The organism is Deinococcus depolymerans (assembly GCF_039522025.1).
GTDB lineage: Bacteria > Deinococcota > Deinococci > Deinococcales > Deinococcaceae > Deinococcus > Deinococcus depolymerans.
In genome coordinates, this window is the sequence record NZ_BAAADB010000018.1 from 1 (window position 1) to 15,567 (window position 15,567).

14 protein-coding genes and 1 tRNA gene are annotated in these 15,567 nt (G+C 70.1%); 6 read left to right on the forward strand and 9 right to left on the reverse strand.

Annotation, left to right across the window (positions count from 1 at the left end; all coding sequences use genetic code 11):
* Positions 1–67 precede the first annotated feature (67 nt).
* The 9 genes from ABDZ66_RS10150 to ABDZ66_RS10190 all read right to left on the reverse strand — a co-directional run bounded on the left by ABDZ66_RS10150 (position 68) and on the right by ABDZ66_RS10190 (position 9,045).
* On the reverse strand, positions 68–349 hold the full coding sequence (locus tag ABDZ66_RS10150; protein ID WP_343758431.1) for a hypothetical protein: 282 nt from the start codon (positions 347–349) through the stop codon (positions 68–70).
* A gap of 235 nt (positions 350–584) precedes the next feature.
* A complete protein-coding gene (locus tag ABDZ66_RS10155) occupies positions 585–2,321 on the reverse strand; it encodes a M3 family oligoendopeptidase (protein WP_343758434.1) in 1,737 nt (578 codons plus the stop codon).
* Between the two features lie 35 nt (positions 2,322–2,356).
* Positions 2,357–3,229 (reverse strand): PSP1 domain-containing protein, encoded by an 873-nt coding sequence (locus ABDZ66_RS10160; RefSeq protein ID WP_343758436.1) that lies wholly within the window; start codon positions 3,227–3,229, stop codon positions 2,357–2,359.
* A 90-nt stretch (positions 3,230–3,319) separates the two neighbouring features.
* The gene (locus tag ABDZ66_RS10165; protein ID WP_343758439.1) at positions 3,320–3,697 is read right to left on the reverse strand and encodes a RidA family protein; all 378 of its coding nucleotides are present in this window, start codon (positions 3,695–3,697) and stop codon (positions 3,320–3,322) included.
* 34 nt (positions 3,698–3,731) lie between these two features.
* A complete protein-coding gene (locus ABDZ66_RS10170; protein ID WP_343758441.1) occupies positions 3,732–4,796 on the reverse strand; it encodes a PP2C family protein-serine/threonine phosphatase in 1,065 nt (354 codons plus the stop codon).
* 82 nt (positions 4,797–4,878) lie between these two features.
* Positions 4,879–6,606, reverse strand: a complete 1,728-nt coding sequence (locus tag ABDZ66_RS10175) for an HD domain-containing phosphohydrolase (RefSeq protein WP_343758443.1) — start codon at positions 6,604–6,606, stop codon at positions 4,879–4,881.
* A 495-nt stretch (positions 6,607–7,101) separates the two neighbouring features.
* Entirely contained in the window at positions 7,102–7,509 is a 408-nt protein-coding gene (locus ABDZ66_RS10180) for a methylglyoxal synthase (RefSeq protein ID WP_343758445.1), read from the reverse strand.
* A 39-nt stretch (positions 7,510–7,548) separates the two neighbouring features.
* A complete protein-coding gene (locus tag ABDZ66_RS10185) occupies positions 7,549–8,439 on the reverse strand; it encodes a DUF1206 domain-containing protein (RefSeq protein WP_343758447.1) in 891 nt (296 codons plus the stop codon).
* A gap of 108 nt (positions 8,440–8,547) precedes the next feature.
* Positions 8,548–9,045: a YbjN domain-containing protein gene (locus tag ABDZ66_RS10190; RefSeq protein WP_343758449.1), complete on the reverse strand. Its 498-nt coding sequence runs from the start codon at positions 9,043–9,045 to the stop codon at positions 8,548–8,550.
* Positions 9,046–9,188: 143 nt separating this feature from the next.
* Here ABDZ66_RS10190 and ABDZ66_RS10195 point away from each other — a divergent pair, with 143 nt between their 5' ends.
* The 6 genes from ABDZ66_RS10195 to ABDZ66_RS10220 all read left to right on the forward strand — a co-directional run bounded on the left by ABDZ66_RS10195 (position 9,189) and on the right by ABDZ66_RS10220 (position 15,500).
* Positions 9,189–10,250 (forward strand): bifunctional nicotinamide-nucleotide adenylyltransferase/Nudix hydroxylase, encoded by a 1,062-nt coding sequence (locus ABDZ66_RS10195; RefSeq protein WP_343758451.1) that lies wholly within the window; start codon positions 9,189–9,191, stop codon positions 10,248–10,250.
* 49 nt (positions 10,251–10,299) lie between these two features.
* On the forward strand, positions 10,300–10,812 hold the full coding sequence (locus ABDZ66_RS10200; RefSeq protein ID WP_343758453.1) for a hypothetical protein: 513 nt from the start codon (positions 10,300–10,302) through the stop codon (positions 10,810–10,812).
* Between the two features lie 63 nt (positions 10,813–10,875).
* Entirely contained in the window at positions 10,876–13,548 is a 2,673-nt protein-coding gene (locus tag ABDZ66_RS10205; RefSeq protein WP_343758455.1) for a DEAD/DEAH box helicase, read from the forward strand.
* 87 nt (positions 13,549–13,635) lie between these two features.
* Positions 13,636–13,709, forward strand: a tRNA-Gln gene (locus tag ABDZ66_RS10210).
* Between the two features lie 245 nt (positions 13,710–13,954).
* Positions 13,955–14,539 carry a DUF4384 domain-containing protein gene (locus ABDZ66_RS10215; RefSeq protein WP_343758457.1) on the forward strand — a complete coding sequence of 195 codons (585 nt, stop codon included), beginning with the start codon at positions 13,955–13,957 and terminating at the stop codon, positions 14,537–14,539.
* 91 nt (positions 14,540–14,630) lie between these two features.
* Positions 14,631–15,500, forward strand: a complete 870-nt coding sequence (locus ABDZ66_RS10220) for a type I restriction enzyme HsdR N-terminal domain-containing protein (RefSeq protein ID WP_343758459.1) — start codon at positions 14,631–14,633, stop codon at positions 15,498–15,500.
* Positions 15,501–15,567 lie beyond the last annotated feature (67 nt).

The following is a 15,567-nucleotide window of genomic DNA, read 5'->3' on the forward strand; positions in this document are numbered from 1 at the left end:
CCTCCAGCGCACACCGGCGATGGCGATTGGGCTGACCGATCGCGTTTGGACGCTGCGAGCGTGGCTGTCACGGCCTCAAGGCGTTCCCTGTCGGGCATAGTTCCAGCCAACTACCCATCGTCCGTCCGGCGTGGGGCACCATGACGAAATCAATGGCCAGGAACGCGCCTTCCGGCGCGTTCCTGGCTCGGCGCTGGAGGTCTTTCGTCGATGCGAAGGAGTCCCGCGCCATCTCCTGGGAGATGGCGCTTTTGCGCAGGGGGCTGTAGGGAACGAGACCGCTGAGGCTGGTGATTCGGTTCAGCTGCGCGGTGATGATGCTGTGCGGTAGGCTGGGCGTGCGAGGCATAGTCACTTCGCATCAAGGCCCATGAGACCGGGGAATTTCAAGCCCCTGCCTCCTGGGCCTTCGTGCTGGTCGCTGTTCTCTCGCCCGTGGAAACTCTTGTCATACGGACTGCCGTCTGGTTCGCTGACAATCCGGAACTTCACCGGATTGCCGGCTCCACGTCCGGAACCCGTTTTGCTCCCACTCGCCTCGCTCGGATTGAATGGCTTACAAAGCCGTTCAATCGGAGTCCGTATCAGCGGGGCAGTTGCGTCTCGATGAAGGCCATCAGGCCCCGGATGTACGCGCGGTCGAAGCGGAATTCCACCCCGGCGGCGCGGTACAGCTCCGGCACGCTGACCGTGCTGCCCAGACGCAGGCTGGCCCTGTAGCGGTCGAGGGCGCCCGCCGGGTCCGCCTGCGCGGCCCGCCAGATGCCGGTCGCCGCGAGGTAACACATGGCGTACTCGATGTAGTAGAAGGGCGCCTGGAACACGTGGTAGTACTGCCAGCCCTTGGCGCGCACCGTCTCGTCCAGGCCCTCCCAGTTCACGAAGGGGTGGAAGGTCCGGTCGAGTTCCAGCCACTTGGCGTCCAGATCCGCGACCATGACCGTCTCGGGCGCCTCGGCGTACAGCCAGTGCTGGAAGGCGTCCATCTGCGCGGCCCACGGCAGGAACGCCACGACGCCCTGCAGCTGCTTCTCGCGGTAACGGTCCAGCTCCTCGGGCGTGAACACGTGCCCCAGGTGGTCCAGGGTCAGGAACTCCATGGCCATGCTGGGAATCTCCACGAACTCAATGGGACTCCAGCGGTTCCAGACGAGCGGCTGCGCGTCCCCGCTGTAGAAGCCGTGGAAGGCGTGCCCGACCTCGTGGAACAGCACGCGCACGTCCTCGGCGCTGCCCACCACGTTCATCAGCACGAACGGTTCGTTGTGGGTGGGGAAGTACTGGCAGTAGGCGTGCGTCATCTTGCCGGGCCGGGATTCCAGGTCCAGCAGCCCGCCTGCCCGCATCTGCCGGAAGCGTGCGGCCAGGTCGGCGTCCAGTGACGCGAAGGCCGTCTCGGCCAGCGTCTCGAGTTCCGCGCCCGTGCGGAAGGGCGTCAGGGGCGCGCGGCCCTGCGGGTCGAGCAGGCTGTTGCGGTTGTAATCCCAGGGGCGCACGCTGTCCAGGCCCAGCTGCGCGGCGATCCCCTGCACGATCCGCGCGGTGAGCGGCACGGCCTCGTCCCGCACCGCCTCGTGGAAGGCGTGGCAGTCGGCGGGCGAGTAATCCACCCGGTCCAGGACCCGCCACTGGTAGTCGCGGAAGGTGGGCAGGTCGGCGTTGCGGGCCAGCTGCCAGCGCGTGCCGATCAGGTCCAGCATCACCCCGTCGAGTTCGGCGGCGACGCCCCGGTTGCTCTCGCTCAGGGCGCGCCACGCCGCCTCGCGCGCCGCGCGGTCCGGGCTGTCCAGGCGCTGCTTGGCCTGCGGGATGGTCAGCGTCTGGCCGTTCAGCGTGACCTTCTGGTTGCCGGTCGCGACCGAGTAACGGTTTTTCTGCGCCTCGTGCGTCACGCCCAGCGTCACGTTCGCCTCGCGGTACAGCGCCGCCGCGTCGCGCATCCGCCGGAAGTTCAGCGCGAACTCGGGGGCCGGCACGTAGTCCGGCACGGCCAGCAGTTTCTCCTTGAGGGCCTGTTCGGCCCGCTCCGCTTCGGGCAGCACCTGCGCCACGAAGGTCTGGTAGCGTTCCTGCACGTCCGGGCGGTCGGTGTGCAGGTCCGCGTGGGTGGACAGCCGTGACGCCGTGTCGATCAGGGCGCTGCTGACCGCGTTCCAGTCCGCCAGCCACGCCGGCACGCCGGCGGCGTCCAGCGGCGCGTCCAGCAGGTCCCGGTAGCGACCCGAGAACGCCTCCCAGCGGGAATTCCCGGCTGGGACATGCAGCTTGGCCTCGACGGCACTCAGGTCGGGCGCACTCAGGTCAGTGGAGGTGGCGGTCATCCCTGCGAGTGTACGCGAGCAGACGCGCCCGCCGCTCAGCCCTGGCGGTCACGGGCCGGTTTGCCGGGACGGCCCCCGCGCTGCCCGTTGCCTTCGGGCAGGGCCTTGATTTCCGCCTCGGTCAGGCGGCGCAGCTCGCTGGCGGGCACGCCGGTCAGGACGCCCTGATCGGTGAAGACGTCCACGGTGCCGGTCAGCGGGTGCAGTTTCGTGACCTTGCCGCACGCGCCGCTGCTCTCGTGGCACACGCGGGCGTTCTTGCGCGGCAGGTCGGCCAGCAGTTCCAGGTACTGGGTGTGCTCGAACTGCAGGCAGCACAGCAGTCGCCCGCAGGGGCCCGAGAGTTTCTCCGGGTTCAGCGGTAACTGCTGGTCGCGGGCCATGCGGATGCTGACCGGCGCGAAGTCCTGCAGGTGCGTCGACGAGCAGTTCTCGCGGCCGCAGGCTCCCAGCGTTCCGATCATCTGCGCCTGCTCGCGCGGCCCGATCGCCGCGAAGTTCACGCGGGCGCGGGTGTGGGCGCGCACCTCGCCGATCAGGCCGGTCAGTTCGATGCGTTCGTCCGCGCTGTAACTGACGGTCACGAGGCTCTCGTCGAGCGTGAATTCCACGGCCACGACCTTCACCGGCAGGCCTTTTTGCCGGGCGCGGGCGCGCAGCAGCCACTTGAGGTCCTCGCCGGAGGCGTGCAGCGCCTCCCAGCGGCTCAGGTCGTCGGGCGTGGCGGCGCGCAGCACCGCGCCGTAGCGGGCCTGCGCTTCGGGCGGGGCGGCCTCGCCGCGCACGGTGGCGACCTCCGGGCCGCGCTTGCCCTGCACCACGACCCGCGTGCCGACCGCGTGAGGCTCCTCACTCAGCATGGGGTGAAGGCGGGGACTGCGCTCGAAGCGGACCGGCAGGACGAACATTACGCGCAGGATGTCACGCCGCGCCCCGCAGCGTCGAGACCCCGGGCACAAAGCGGGCGGGCCGCGCCGCGCGGGGCTCCTTCCCGGCGCTCAGTGCCGTTCGGCAATCACCTCGATCTCCACCCGTACGTCGCGCGGCAACCGGGCGACCTGCACGGTGCTGCGGGCCGGGTACGGCGCGCGGAAGTGCGCCTCGTACACGGCGTTCATGGCGGCGAACTCGTTCATGTCCGCGAGGAACACCGTGGTCTTCACCACGCGCTCCAGGTCGGTGCCGGCGGCCTCCAGCACGGCTTTGAGGTTCGTGATGACCTGCTCGGTCTGCTCGGTGACGCCCCCGCTCACGAGGTCCCCGCCCGGCGTCAGGGGAATCTGGCCGCTGGTGATCACCAGGTTCCCGAACACGACCGCCTGGCTGTACGGTCCGATGGCGGCGGGTGCGTCGGGCGTCTGAATCGTCTCTTTCATGCCCCTGAGCATACCGGCCCGCGCTGGCCGCCGCTCAGTGACGGGAACTGCTGAGGCTGGCGTCCGGGGTGGGCGGCGCGGCGCTCAGGGCGGCGCTGGGGGTCCGCAGGACGTTGCGGGCGCGCCGCGCCACCTGCGCGCGCTGCCACAGCAGCAGGGTCAGCAGGGCGCCCGTGCCGAGCAGGCCGATCAACCCCCGGCGTTCCGGGACCAGCATGATGCCCAGCAGCGTGAAGTACGCGACCATCAGCAGCAGGTACGTGAGCAGGCTGCTGCCGCGCTGCGTACTGAGCAGCACGTCCACGTAGGTGGGACCGTCCTCCCGCCGGACCGGCAGGGCGTAGCGGGGCGGGCGCACGTCCCGGTGCACGTCCACGATCAGCGCCGTGATGTTGTCCGGGCCGCCCCCGTCGTTCGCGGCGTTCACCAGCACGCGCGCCGTCGCCTCCGGGTCCAGCGGCCGCGCGAGCAGCAGCAGCAGTTCCTGATCCGTCACGACGCTGCTCAGGCCGTCACTGCACAGCAGCAGGCGGTCCCCGCCGCGCAGCGGCAGGCCGAACAGTTCCAGCCGCACGCGTTCCTCGCCTCCCAGGGCGTTGCTGACCACGCTGCGCCACTGGTGGTCGCGCGCCTCGGCCTCGGTCATGTGCCCCAGGCGGACCTGCTCGGCCACCCAGGAATGATCCTCGGTCAGGCGGTGCAGCTCGCCGCCGCGCAGCAGGTACGCCCGCGAATCCCCCACGTGCGCGATCAGTGCCGCGCCCCGGTCGATCAGCGCGGCGAGCAGGGTGGTGCCCATGCCGACGTACTCGCCGACCGCGTGCCGCAGCACCGCCACGTTCGCGCACTGCACCGCCTCGGCCAGCCGGGCGGGCGGCGTGCCGCGCCCCTCGAGGTACTGCTGGCTGAGTGCGTCCAGTGCCAGGTTCGCCGCGAGTTCCCCCGCCGCGTGTCCGCCCATGCCGTCCGCGACCGCGTACAGCCCGCCGGTGGGGAGGTCCAGGGCCAGCGCCGCGTCCTGGTTCACGCCCCCCTGACGCTGACGACCCACATCCGTCAGCAGACCGGAAGTGAGAGAGGGCGTCGCGGAGGCGCGCATGAGTCCAATATAAGCCACCGGGTCAGATTCGCCCGCTCAGAATCCCACATGCCGGTACTGACCTGAACTTCAGGAGTCTCATTCAGTGCCGGTCCGGCAGGCCGCCGCGCTCATGCAGCCCTGCGAAGACCCTCACGATTTCCGGGTCGAACAGCGTGCCAGCGTGCTCCCGCAGGTACGCGAGGGCCTGACCGTCCGTCCAGCGGGGCTTGTAGGGCCGCTCGCTGATCAGCGCGTCGAAGGTATCGACCACCCGCACCACCCGCCCCCCCAGCGGAATGGCCTGACCGGCCAGACCGGCCGGGTACCCGCTGCCATCCCAGCATTCATGGTGCGTCAGGGCGATCTGGGCCGCCAGCTGCAGCAGCGGCCCCCCGTCCGCCGCGCCCGGCTGCGACAGCAGTTGCGCGCCCAGGGTCGTGTGGGCCGCCATGTGTGCCCACTCGTCCGGCAGCAGCCGCCCGGCCTTGAGCAGGATCGAGTCCGGAATGCCGATCTTGCCCACGTCATGCAGGCGCGCGGCCAGTCCCAGCTGCGCGGCGTCGGTCGGCGAGACGCCCAGCGCCTGCGCCACCGCCTGCGCCGCGTCCCCCACCCAGCGGGTATGCGGTCCGAGCGGCGCGTCCCGGAACTCGGCGCAGCTGGCAAGCAGATCAATCACCGCCCGCTGGCTGCGGGCCAGCTGCGCCGTCCGGTCCCGCACCAGCCCGTCGAGTTCCTCGCTGCGCTGCCGGTGCAGCCGCGCCTCCTCCCGCGTGGCGTCCAGGCCCACGCGGGCCTGCGTGGCGCGCGTCCGTTCCTGGGCCAGCCGGTCGCGGTGCCGGGCGTCCAGCGCGTGGTACGCGCGGTGGTGTGCCAGGGCGCCGGCGTGATCCCCCAGCGCCTCGCAGGCGTCGCAGGCGGCGAGGTGCAGCGCGGCGTGCTCGTCCGGCAGGTGCTCGTCCGGGTTGAGGGTCAGGGCCGCCCGGACCTCCCCGAGTGCCTGCGCGGCCAGGCCCAGCGCCAGCTGCGCCCGCGCCAGGTCCGGCAGGAGCCGCAGCGCGCCGCGCGTGTCCCCGCTCTGGCGCAGCAGTGCCAGGCCCCGCCACGCCGCGTCGTGTGCCGCCGCCGGATCCTGACGGTGCAGCAGGACCCGCGCCAGGGCGGCGTGGGCCTCCCCGGCCAGCCGGTCCTCAGGTGCCGGTCGCGGGGCCGGGGCCGGGTCGAGTACCTCGCGCAGGTGCGCTTCGGCCTCCGTCAGGGCCGAGTGGTAGCGTTCCGGGGCCGCCTCAAAGGCCCGCAGGGTCACCTGTGCCAGCCGCACCAGCGTGTGCAGCAGCGCGCGTGAGCCTGCCTGGTCACGGCGGGCGGTCAGGCTGCCACGCAGCGCCTTGAGCGCGGCCGCGTGATCTCCCTGTTCCGAATGCGCCTGCGCGAGGTCCTCGATCAGGTCGACTTCCAGCGCGGCCGCGCCGGCCTCGCGGGCCAGGGTCAGCGCCAGCCCCAGGAACTCCTGGGCCTCGCGGTCACAGGCGAGATTGCGCTGCGCGCACGCCGCCTCCCGCCACGCCAGCGCCTGCGCCTGCCGGTCGTCCGGCGGCAGGAAGGCGACCGCCTCCATCAGGACGCCCAGCGCCTCCTGCGAGCGGCCCAGGCGGTTGAGGGCCGTGCCGCGACGGTACAGTGCCGCGCCCAGCGCCGCGTCGTCCCCGGCCGCCCGCGCCCGCGCCTCGGCCTGCGCGGCCGCCTCCAGGGCCGAGTGCCACTCCGGGCCCGGCTGGAACTCCTGAGCGGCCAGCCCGAAACACGACGGCCCGAACCAGACCGTCACGCGGCCCTCCTGCCGCCCGGCAGGGACGACGCACGCACCCGGCCGTCCCTGCCGGACGGCAGGGAGGACAGGAGCGCGGCACACGAACCGACCATCCGCTCCATGAGACCGCACCCGGGCGGCCCTGACCACCGCCCACCGGGGAACCACCACCGGGGGTCCCCAGTGTATGAAGGCGCGGTTCATGGAGGCCGCCCGTCAGTCCGCCTCGGGACGGGGCGTTCAGCCGCGCAGGGGCCGGCGGGACTGCCGGCAGGATTCCGGCCCCGTTCCGGTGATCCGGATGGCCGACTGCCCCGCCCTCCACCCGCCCCTGCGCCGGGCTGCCCACTCCACGCCCGGAACCCGCTCTGCTCCTCCTCTGCGGGGCAGTCCCCGAGTCACGGCCGCTCGGATTGAACGGTGGCAACCCATTCAAGCGGAGTCCGTATGACCCTCACGGGGAACACCGGCCGGCGCTCCAGCCGCGACCCGCCCTGCCTCCACCCGCCCGGCTCAGGGCTGGATCTGCTCGCGCAACCACAACATCAGCGCCTCGGCGCTCGCCGGGTTGGTCGCCAGCGGGATGTCATGCACGTCACAGAGGCGCACCAGCGCCGACACGTCCGGCTCGTGCGGCTGCGCCGTCAACGGATCGCGGAAGAAGAAGATCGCCAGGATCCGTTCCTCGGCCAGCCGCGCCCCGATCTGCTGATCGCCGCCCAGCGGCCCGGACAGTACCCGCTCGACCTGCAGGCCCGTCTGCTTCGCCAGGATCCCCCCGGTCGTGCCGGTCGCCACCAGATGAAAGTTCGCCAGGATGTCACGGTGACTCAGGGCGAACAGCGCGAGCTCCAGCTTCTTCTTGTCGTGCGCGATCAGGGCCACCTGCCGCCGGTTGTCGGGAACGCCAGCTTCGCTCATGCCCGGCATTCTGGCACGCGGCCCGGCCCGCCTCCCCCTTCAACCCTGGATGTGAATCCGCCGGTACCGTGCCTGCACCGCGCACCACACGCCGTAACAGAGGGTGCCGGTCGCCACCACGCCCAGCAGCAGATTCCCCGACGGTTGCGAGCGCAGCCACGTCAGCGCCTCGGAAATCCCGACCGTCTCGTTCGCGCGGCGGTGCCAGGCGGCCACCAGCGCGAACGCCCCGATGATCAGCATCAGCACCCCGCGCGACGCGATGCCCAGCTGCCCGGTCTTCACGAGCGCGCCGCGCACCCGCCCCGACACGTCCGTGAACGCCATGCGCTTCATGAACCGCGCCCCGTACGCCGTGTACAGCTGACTGCCGGCCAGTCCCAGCAGCGCCAGTCCCACCAGTCCCAGCAGCAGCTGACCGCCCGGCAGGTTCAGGACCGCGCCCGCCGCCCGGGTCTCGCTGTCGCCCCCCTGCGGGGCGTTGCCCAGCGCCGCCAGCCGCGCCGTGAACACCGCCAGCGCCAGGTTCGCCGCGCCGCTGATCAGGTAGCCGCTCCGTTTCACCAGACCGCCCGCCCCGGTGCCCTGCCGTTCCGGGTCCAGCACCGCGCGGATCAGCTGCCACAGCGCGTACCCGACCAGCCCCACGGCCACCAGCGTCAGCAGCGCCGTGCCGCCGGGCAGGTCCTGCAACTTCAGCAGGGCGCCGCGGGTATCGGTGGTCTGGCCCCCCCGCCCGAGCGCCACGCTCAGCGCCAGGAACCCGACCGCGCAGTACACGACGCCCTTGCTGGCGTACCCGGCCCGCGCCAGGGTTTCCAGGCCCGGCGCGGCCTGCCCGGCGGCCTGCGACGCCGCCTCGCGCGTGCTGTGCAGGCCGTCACTGACCTGCTGCCGGGCATTCCGTCCGACTTCCTTGAGATCTGCCATCAGGCTTCCAGTGTGCCGCGTGCGGCCGGCCCGGTGGACCAGCTGCGCCCCTGCTCACCTTGACCTGACCGCCAGCAATCCTTCATGCACCGCCGCCCACGCGGCGGGTCAGGGCAGTTCGGTCTCGAAGTCCTTCACGTCGCCCAGGTAATCGGTCATCCAGGCCTTCAGGGTCGCGCGGGTGTAGCCGCCCGCGATGGGCAGGGTGGAATCCAGGTAGTACGCGCCCTCGTAGGCGTACGCCTGCGTGTAGTAGTTGCTGTTCCAGTCGTTGACCAGTTCGGTGTCCAGCGCTTCCTCGCGGTCGCTGTAATCCCAGGAGGTGCTGGCCGTGACGCGCGCGCAGGTGCCGGCCTTGCAGCCGCTGAGCCACACGCTGACCTCGTAGTCGCCGGCCATGACGGTCATGCTCGGATCGCTGTCCGGGCTGACGGGGTCCATCGTCACGCGGTACCCGGCTTCCTTCAGGGCGGCCAGCAGCGCCGCCGGGGTCGCGGCGAGCACCTGTGCGCTCGCGCCGGTCGCGGGGCCGGCCGCGCCGCCCGCCAGGACGGGGGTGGACAGGGTGAGGGCGAGCAGCGCGGCGGACACCAGGGTCTTTTGCATGATCCACAGTACGACGCCAGCGCACCGGGCATACGCGCAGCGGCGGGCGGGAAGCGCAGCGGCGGGCGGCGGCGCCGGAAGGCCCGCCCCGCTCCACCCTGTTCTCATTCAACTCACGGTCCTGGGATGACATCGTGAGGATCATGACCGACGCGCGCCCCCGCCCCGCCACCCAGGCCCCCACCCGCCGCAGACGCACCTTCGGCGTGTACATCGGCCGCTTCGAACCCCCCCACACCGCCCACCTGCAGGTCATGCTCGAGGCGCTGCGCAGCGTCCAGAAACTCATCATCGTCATCGGCAGCGCCCGCGCCGCCCGCAACACCAAGAACCCCTTCACCGCCGACGAACGCCAGGACCTCATCACCGCCATGCTCCAGGAAGCCGGCGTTCCCCGCACCCGCCTGCTGTTCGTGCACGTCCGCGACTACTACTACAACGAAACCCTCTGGCTCAGCGAAGTCCAGGCCGGCGTGCACGCCCACACCCGCGGCAGCACCGACGTCGCCCTCATCGGCCACATCAAGGACGAGAGCAGCTACTACCTGCGCTCCTTCCCCGCCTGGGAATTCATCCCCACCCACGTCGTCAGCGACCTCAGCGCCACCGACGTCCGCCGCGCCTACTTCGAGGGACGCCTGAACGACGTGCAGCCCATGGTCCCACCCGCCGTCCACGCCTTCCTGGACACCTTCCGGCACGGCCCCGACTACGCCGAACTGCAAGCCGAGTACGACCACCTCCTCGCGTACCGCGCCGCCTGGAAGGACGCGCCCTTCCCGCCCATCTTCGTCACCACCGACGCCGTCATCACCCGCAGCGGCCACGTCCTCCTCGTCCGCCGCGCCGGCCGCCCCGGCCGCGGCCGCCTCGCCATGCCCGGCGGATTCCTCGAACCAAACGAAACCCTCCTGGCCTGCGCCATCCGCGAAACGCACGAGGAAACCGGCCTGAGCCCCAGCATCGACCTTGCCGCCGCCCTGCACGCCCAGGCCGTCTTCGACTACCCGGAGCGCAGCCTGCGCGGCCGCACCGTCACGCACGCCTACCACTTCGACCTCGGCATCGGGCAACTCCCACGCCTCAGCGGCGGCAGCGACGCCAGCGAGGCCCTCTGGATGCCCATCAGCGACGTCCTCGCCCGCCCCGAACTGTTCTTCGAGGACCACCACGCCATCATCGAACACTTCGTCATGCGCGGGTAGTGTTGCAGATGTGGCCACACCTCGCGGAGTCTAGGAATAGTTTATAGGTATGGAAAAAATAAATAATTTTGACGAATGGCTGGTCAACCAGAATTTCTGGAATGCGGATACCGAACTGCGAAAAATAGTTACATTCCTCGACCCTGCCTCAGACGTCCTTGGTCTTTTAATTCGAGGATCCTTGATTATAGAGGGTATGATAGATAGGCTAATGGTTGGTAAATTTAGTGTAGTGCCAAAATCTATTAAAAGAATGCCTTTATCAAACAAAATTACTATCTATGAGGCATTTGGTGGAAGCGAAAGCTGTATTGTCTGGCTTAAGAAATTTGTGGGATACAGAAATGAATTTGCTCATAGGCTTGTTGGACTGCCCGAGAGAGACCTCTTTGCTTTTTTGAAGCAGGACCTGGATAGTCTGGGTATGGATTACGGAGATCTGGGAGACTTCGACATTTTATATGCAGTAATAATAAACCGTTGTGGTGAAATCATCAGTGACATTGCTAGTATTTTGGAGATTGAGATTTCTGGTGCTGAGCTGATGATTGATGGGGTATAGCCCCCCTGCCTGACCGTGACGCAACTCCCCTGCACCTGTGCGTGCCGCGCCTAGACTGTGCGGGTGTTGCCTGCCCGTTCTCCTTACGCCCGCCTGGAGGGGTTCCTGCGGGACACGCTGGGCGGCGGGGCGACGCGCCTGCATGAGGAGGAACCCGCTCCGGCGCGGACGGTGGGCGTGCCGGAGCTGGGCTGGAGTGACGCGGTGGCGCGCGGTTTCGGCTTTCCGACGGTGTTCGCGCATCAGGCGCGCACGTTCGAGCTGATGCGCGCGGGCGAGAACGTGATCATCACGACGCCCACGGCGAGCGGGAAGACCGGGGCTTTCTTTCCCGGGGTGTTCGACCGTCTGGAGCGGGACCCGGCGGCGACGGCGCTGTTCGTGTACCCGCTGGTGGCGCTGGGGCAGGACCAGCGGGACAAGCTGCTGGAGTTCCGGGAGCGGGGCGGGTTTCCGTGGGAGGTGGCGGCGTTCCAGGGCGCGGCGCAGGGGTCGGCGGTCTTCAGGCCGGGCGTGCGGATGGTGACGGCCACGCCGGACAAACTGCACTGGTCGCTGGTGCAGCCGGGCGTGCGGGACTTCCTGCGGAACCTGTCGTTCCTGGTGCTGGACGAGGCGCACACGTACCGGGGCGGCTTCGGGAGCGAGGTGGCGGGCATGCTGCGGCGCCTGCTGGGGCTGGCGCGGGCGCTGGGCGCGAACCCGCAGGTGGTCCTGAGTACGGCGACCATCGGGAACCCGGCGGAGTTCGCGCGGGAACTGACGGGCGTGGACGCCACCGAGGTCAGCGAGTCCGGCGCGCAGCGGCACGGGAAACGCTACTACCTCGCGGACCACAGAGGCCAGCCCCGGCGCTTCTGGAACGCCGTGATGGACGCCAGCGCCCGGTACGACCTGAAGGTCCTGGCGTTCTTCCGGGGGCGGTCGCGGGCGGCGCGGCTGTACTCCACGTACCGGGCGCAGCCGGGGTACGCGGGGCGCGCGCACCTGTACATGGCGGGCACCAGTGACCGCGAGGGCCGCCTTTCCGAGTTCCGCCGCACGCGCAGCGGCGTGATGTTCGCCACGAACGCCCTGGAAGCCGGGGTGGACATCGGGGACCTGGAGGTCGTGATCATCGACGGGTACCCGGGCTCGCGCATGGCGTTCCGGCAGATGGCGGGCCGCGCGGGTCGGATCGCGCCGGGACTGGTGCTGTACCTGCCGTCCCTGAACGAGCAGGGCGTCCCGCAGCCCGCCGACGCCTTCTACAGCAACGCCGGGAATTTCCTGGACCTGCTGACCGGCCCGATCGAGAAGGCGGTCGTGGAGGCGAACAACCCGTACCTCGCCCCCCGGCATCAGGCGCGCGCGAACGAGGAATTCCACGCGGCGGGCCTGCCGGAACCGCACGTGGCCGCCACCGCTGCGCCCCGCTACTGGAACCTGCGCGGCGAGGGCAGCCTGAAGTACGTGGTGGTCGAGGCCGCCGACTGGGAGCGGCTGGGCGCGCGGGCGCTGGACAACCCGCTGGAAAGCCCCAGCCAGCACTACGCCCTGACCGAGAAGCACGAGGGCGCCGTGTTCACCCTGGACGGTCAGGGGTACCGGGTGCTGCGCTGGGAGAAACACGAGGGCGGCACCGTCATCCTGGTCGAGCGGCACGACACCGCCAACCTGTTCACGCGCGGCCTGTACACCATCGAGGTCACGCCCCGCGAGATGGGAAAGTGGGTGCAGCGCGGGCCGCTGGCGTACCGGCACGGCGAGGTCGTCATCCGCCGCCGCTACACCGGCTACCAGATGCTCCGGCAGGTGTTCGAGCGCGTCTGCGTGGGCTGCGACCGCGAACCCGGCCCCGCCGAACGCAGCTGCGTGAAATGCGGCGGCCGCATCCAGGACCGCATGCAGGACCACAAGCTCTCCGAGCACCTGTACGACACGCCCACCGAACTCCCCCCGTTCCGCACCAGCGCCCTGGAAGTCGGCGTGGACGCCCGCGCCACCGACTACCCCACCGCCGTGGCGCACACCCTGAAACACCTGCTCCAGAAGGTCACGCCCGAACGGGTCGCCTGCGACGAGAACGACCTGTCCGGCGCGTTCCGCGAGGGCCGCGACACGTACTTCTTCCTGTACGACGACTGGCTGGGCGGCCTGGGCGTGTCCCGCCGCGCGTCGCTGCACATGGACGACCTGCTGCGCCGCGCGCTGGACCTGACCGCCAAGACCTGCTGCCAGAACCCGCACGGCTGTTTCGAGTGCATCGCCGTGAGCCGCTGCTACTCGCCCACCCTGCCCAGCGGGGAACGCCGCCCCACCGACAAGCACGCCACCCGCGCGTTCCTCCAGGCCGTGCTGGGCGTCACCGACGAGGAGCTGCGCCAGCCCGTCCCCGCGCACCTGCGGCCCGATCACGCCCCCGGCGCCCCGCACGACCCGCTGCCCGACCAGCCCGCCCCGCCCACCGACTGGCCCCTCCAGGCCCGCGAACTGCTGGACCTGCACGGCCTGAGCCTCCCGGAAGTCAGCGCCCGACTCGGCATTCCCAGCCGCGAACTGCAACGCGCGGTCAGCACCACCCAGCCGCTGCGCCTGCGCCACGCGAAATTCGGGGACGGCGTGTTCATGCAGGGCTTCCACCAGGGCGACCGCCGCGAGGTCCTCGTGTACTTCCCCGGCGTGGGTCAGAAACGCCTCCTGCTGAAATTCGCGGGCCTGACGGTCATCGGGGCCGCCCCCACCCCCGCCCGCTGAGCGCCCCCCCGCCCGCGCTGTCTTGACCCTGCCCGGCCACCCCCGGTATACTCATGCCCGCCTGAAAAGGCACTGCAGGCACACCCTAGGGATATGGTGTAATGGCAGCACAGCAGATTTTGGATCTGCTTGTCTAGGTTCGAATCCTAGTATCCCTGCCAGAACCCAGCGGCTCTCCGACCACCATCGGCGAGCCGCTTCTGCATTCCCCCAGATCAAGCGGCGTCCCTTTTCTGACCGGATCATCATGAGCCGAAACGTGACGCCGCTCATGTTCCGTCAGCCTCCCTTCACCGCCCGTCAGGTGCCGGCGCCTACGCTTGAGGAGAACAGAAGCCGCTCCCACACGCCCACCAGCGCAGGCCGCCCCGGCCGCGCCCAGGGCCGAGCGGCCCCGGAGACCCCCATGAAGAAAGCTGCCCTGCTCCTCGCCGCCCTCGCCACCGTCACCCTGGGCACGCCCGCCACCGCCGCACCCAGACTCAGCGCGCAGAGCATCATCGTCAACCCCGTCCCCACCGACCTCAGCGTCCGCGTGTGGGTGGACCGCGACCCCGGCGGCAACGGCACGCCCACCTACCGCGTCGGCGAACCCATCCGCATCGCCACCACCGTCAACGAGGACGCCTACGTCTACCTGTTCAACGTCAACCCGGACGGCACCACCGACCAGATCCTCCCCAACCACCTCAGCGGCACCCACTACGTCCGCGCCGGACAGACCCGCACCTTCCCCGCGCCCGGCGACAACTTCGTGTTCAACGTCAGCGGCCCACGCGGCCTGAACAAGGTCCTGGTCATCGCCAGCCGCACCGAACTGAACCTCGACCAGCTCAGCTCCTACCGCGCAGGCGACGCGTTCGCCACCGTGAAACCCACCACCACCCCCGGCTTCGCGCAGGCCCTGAGCATCGTCGTGAACCCCGTCACGCAGCCCGTCCCGCAGCAGAACTGGACCAGCGACACCGTCCGCTACACCGTCGGCCGCTGAAACCCCACACCCAACCGCGCCGCCCCCGGATCACTCGGGGGCGGCGATTTCTGCGCGCCGCACACCACTCCCGCTGTTATGCTGCCCGCACATGCCCAGCGCGCCAGACCGCATCCGGGAAGCCGTGACCCACATCCAGGACTGGCTGACCCACACCCCCAACCCCGGCGAGGCCGTCGTCCGGCAGGCCATCGTGCTGCGCCTCCTGCACGCCGCCGGATTCGACATCTGGAACCCCACCGAGGTCGTCCCCGAAGAAACGAACGCCACGGGCACCCGCGCCGACTTCCTGATCCGCAGCGGGCACGGCGCGTTCGCGCTGGAACTCAAGGGCATGAACGTCACCCTGGGCGCCGCCCACTACCAGCAGGCCGCCACGTACGCCGTCAACGAGGGCACCCGCTGGGCCATCGTCACGAACGGCCGCGTCTGGGTCGTCCTCGACGAACACCTGCCGGGCCGCTGGGAAGACCGCGTGGCCCTGAAACTCGAACTCGGACAGGAAGGCCACACCTTCGCAGGCGACCTCGCCGCGCTGCTCGACGTGGACACCTGGCGGGCCGGGCGATTCCCGGACGCCCTGCACGGCATCCGCCAGCGGCAGCAGCAGCGGCTCGACGAGGCCCGCATCCGCCGCGAGAAGACCCCGCTGGTCGAACAGGTCCGCCAGCAGTTCGGCATCGCCACCTTCGAACTCGCCGCGCAGGCCGCCGCCGAGATGAACCGCATCACCGAAACGGAGCGCGACGTGCTGATCGGGCACGCTGCCGCACCGAGCGTGACGGGTGGGATTCCGATGACTTTCACAGCGCTGGGCTGTACGGCCCGCGTCCTCTACTTTCCGGAACCGGGCACCAGGGGGCTCTGGCGCATGCTGGCGGGCAGTCAGGTTTCCACACGACTGCGCGAAGAGGGTAGTTGGCTGGAACTATGCCCGACAGGGAACGCCTTGAGGCCGTGACAGCCACGCTCGCAGCGTCCAAACGCGATCGGTCAGCCCAATCGCCATCGCCGGTGTGCGCTGGAGG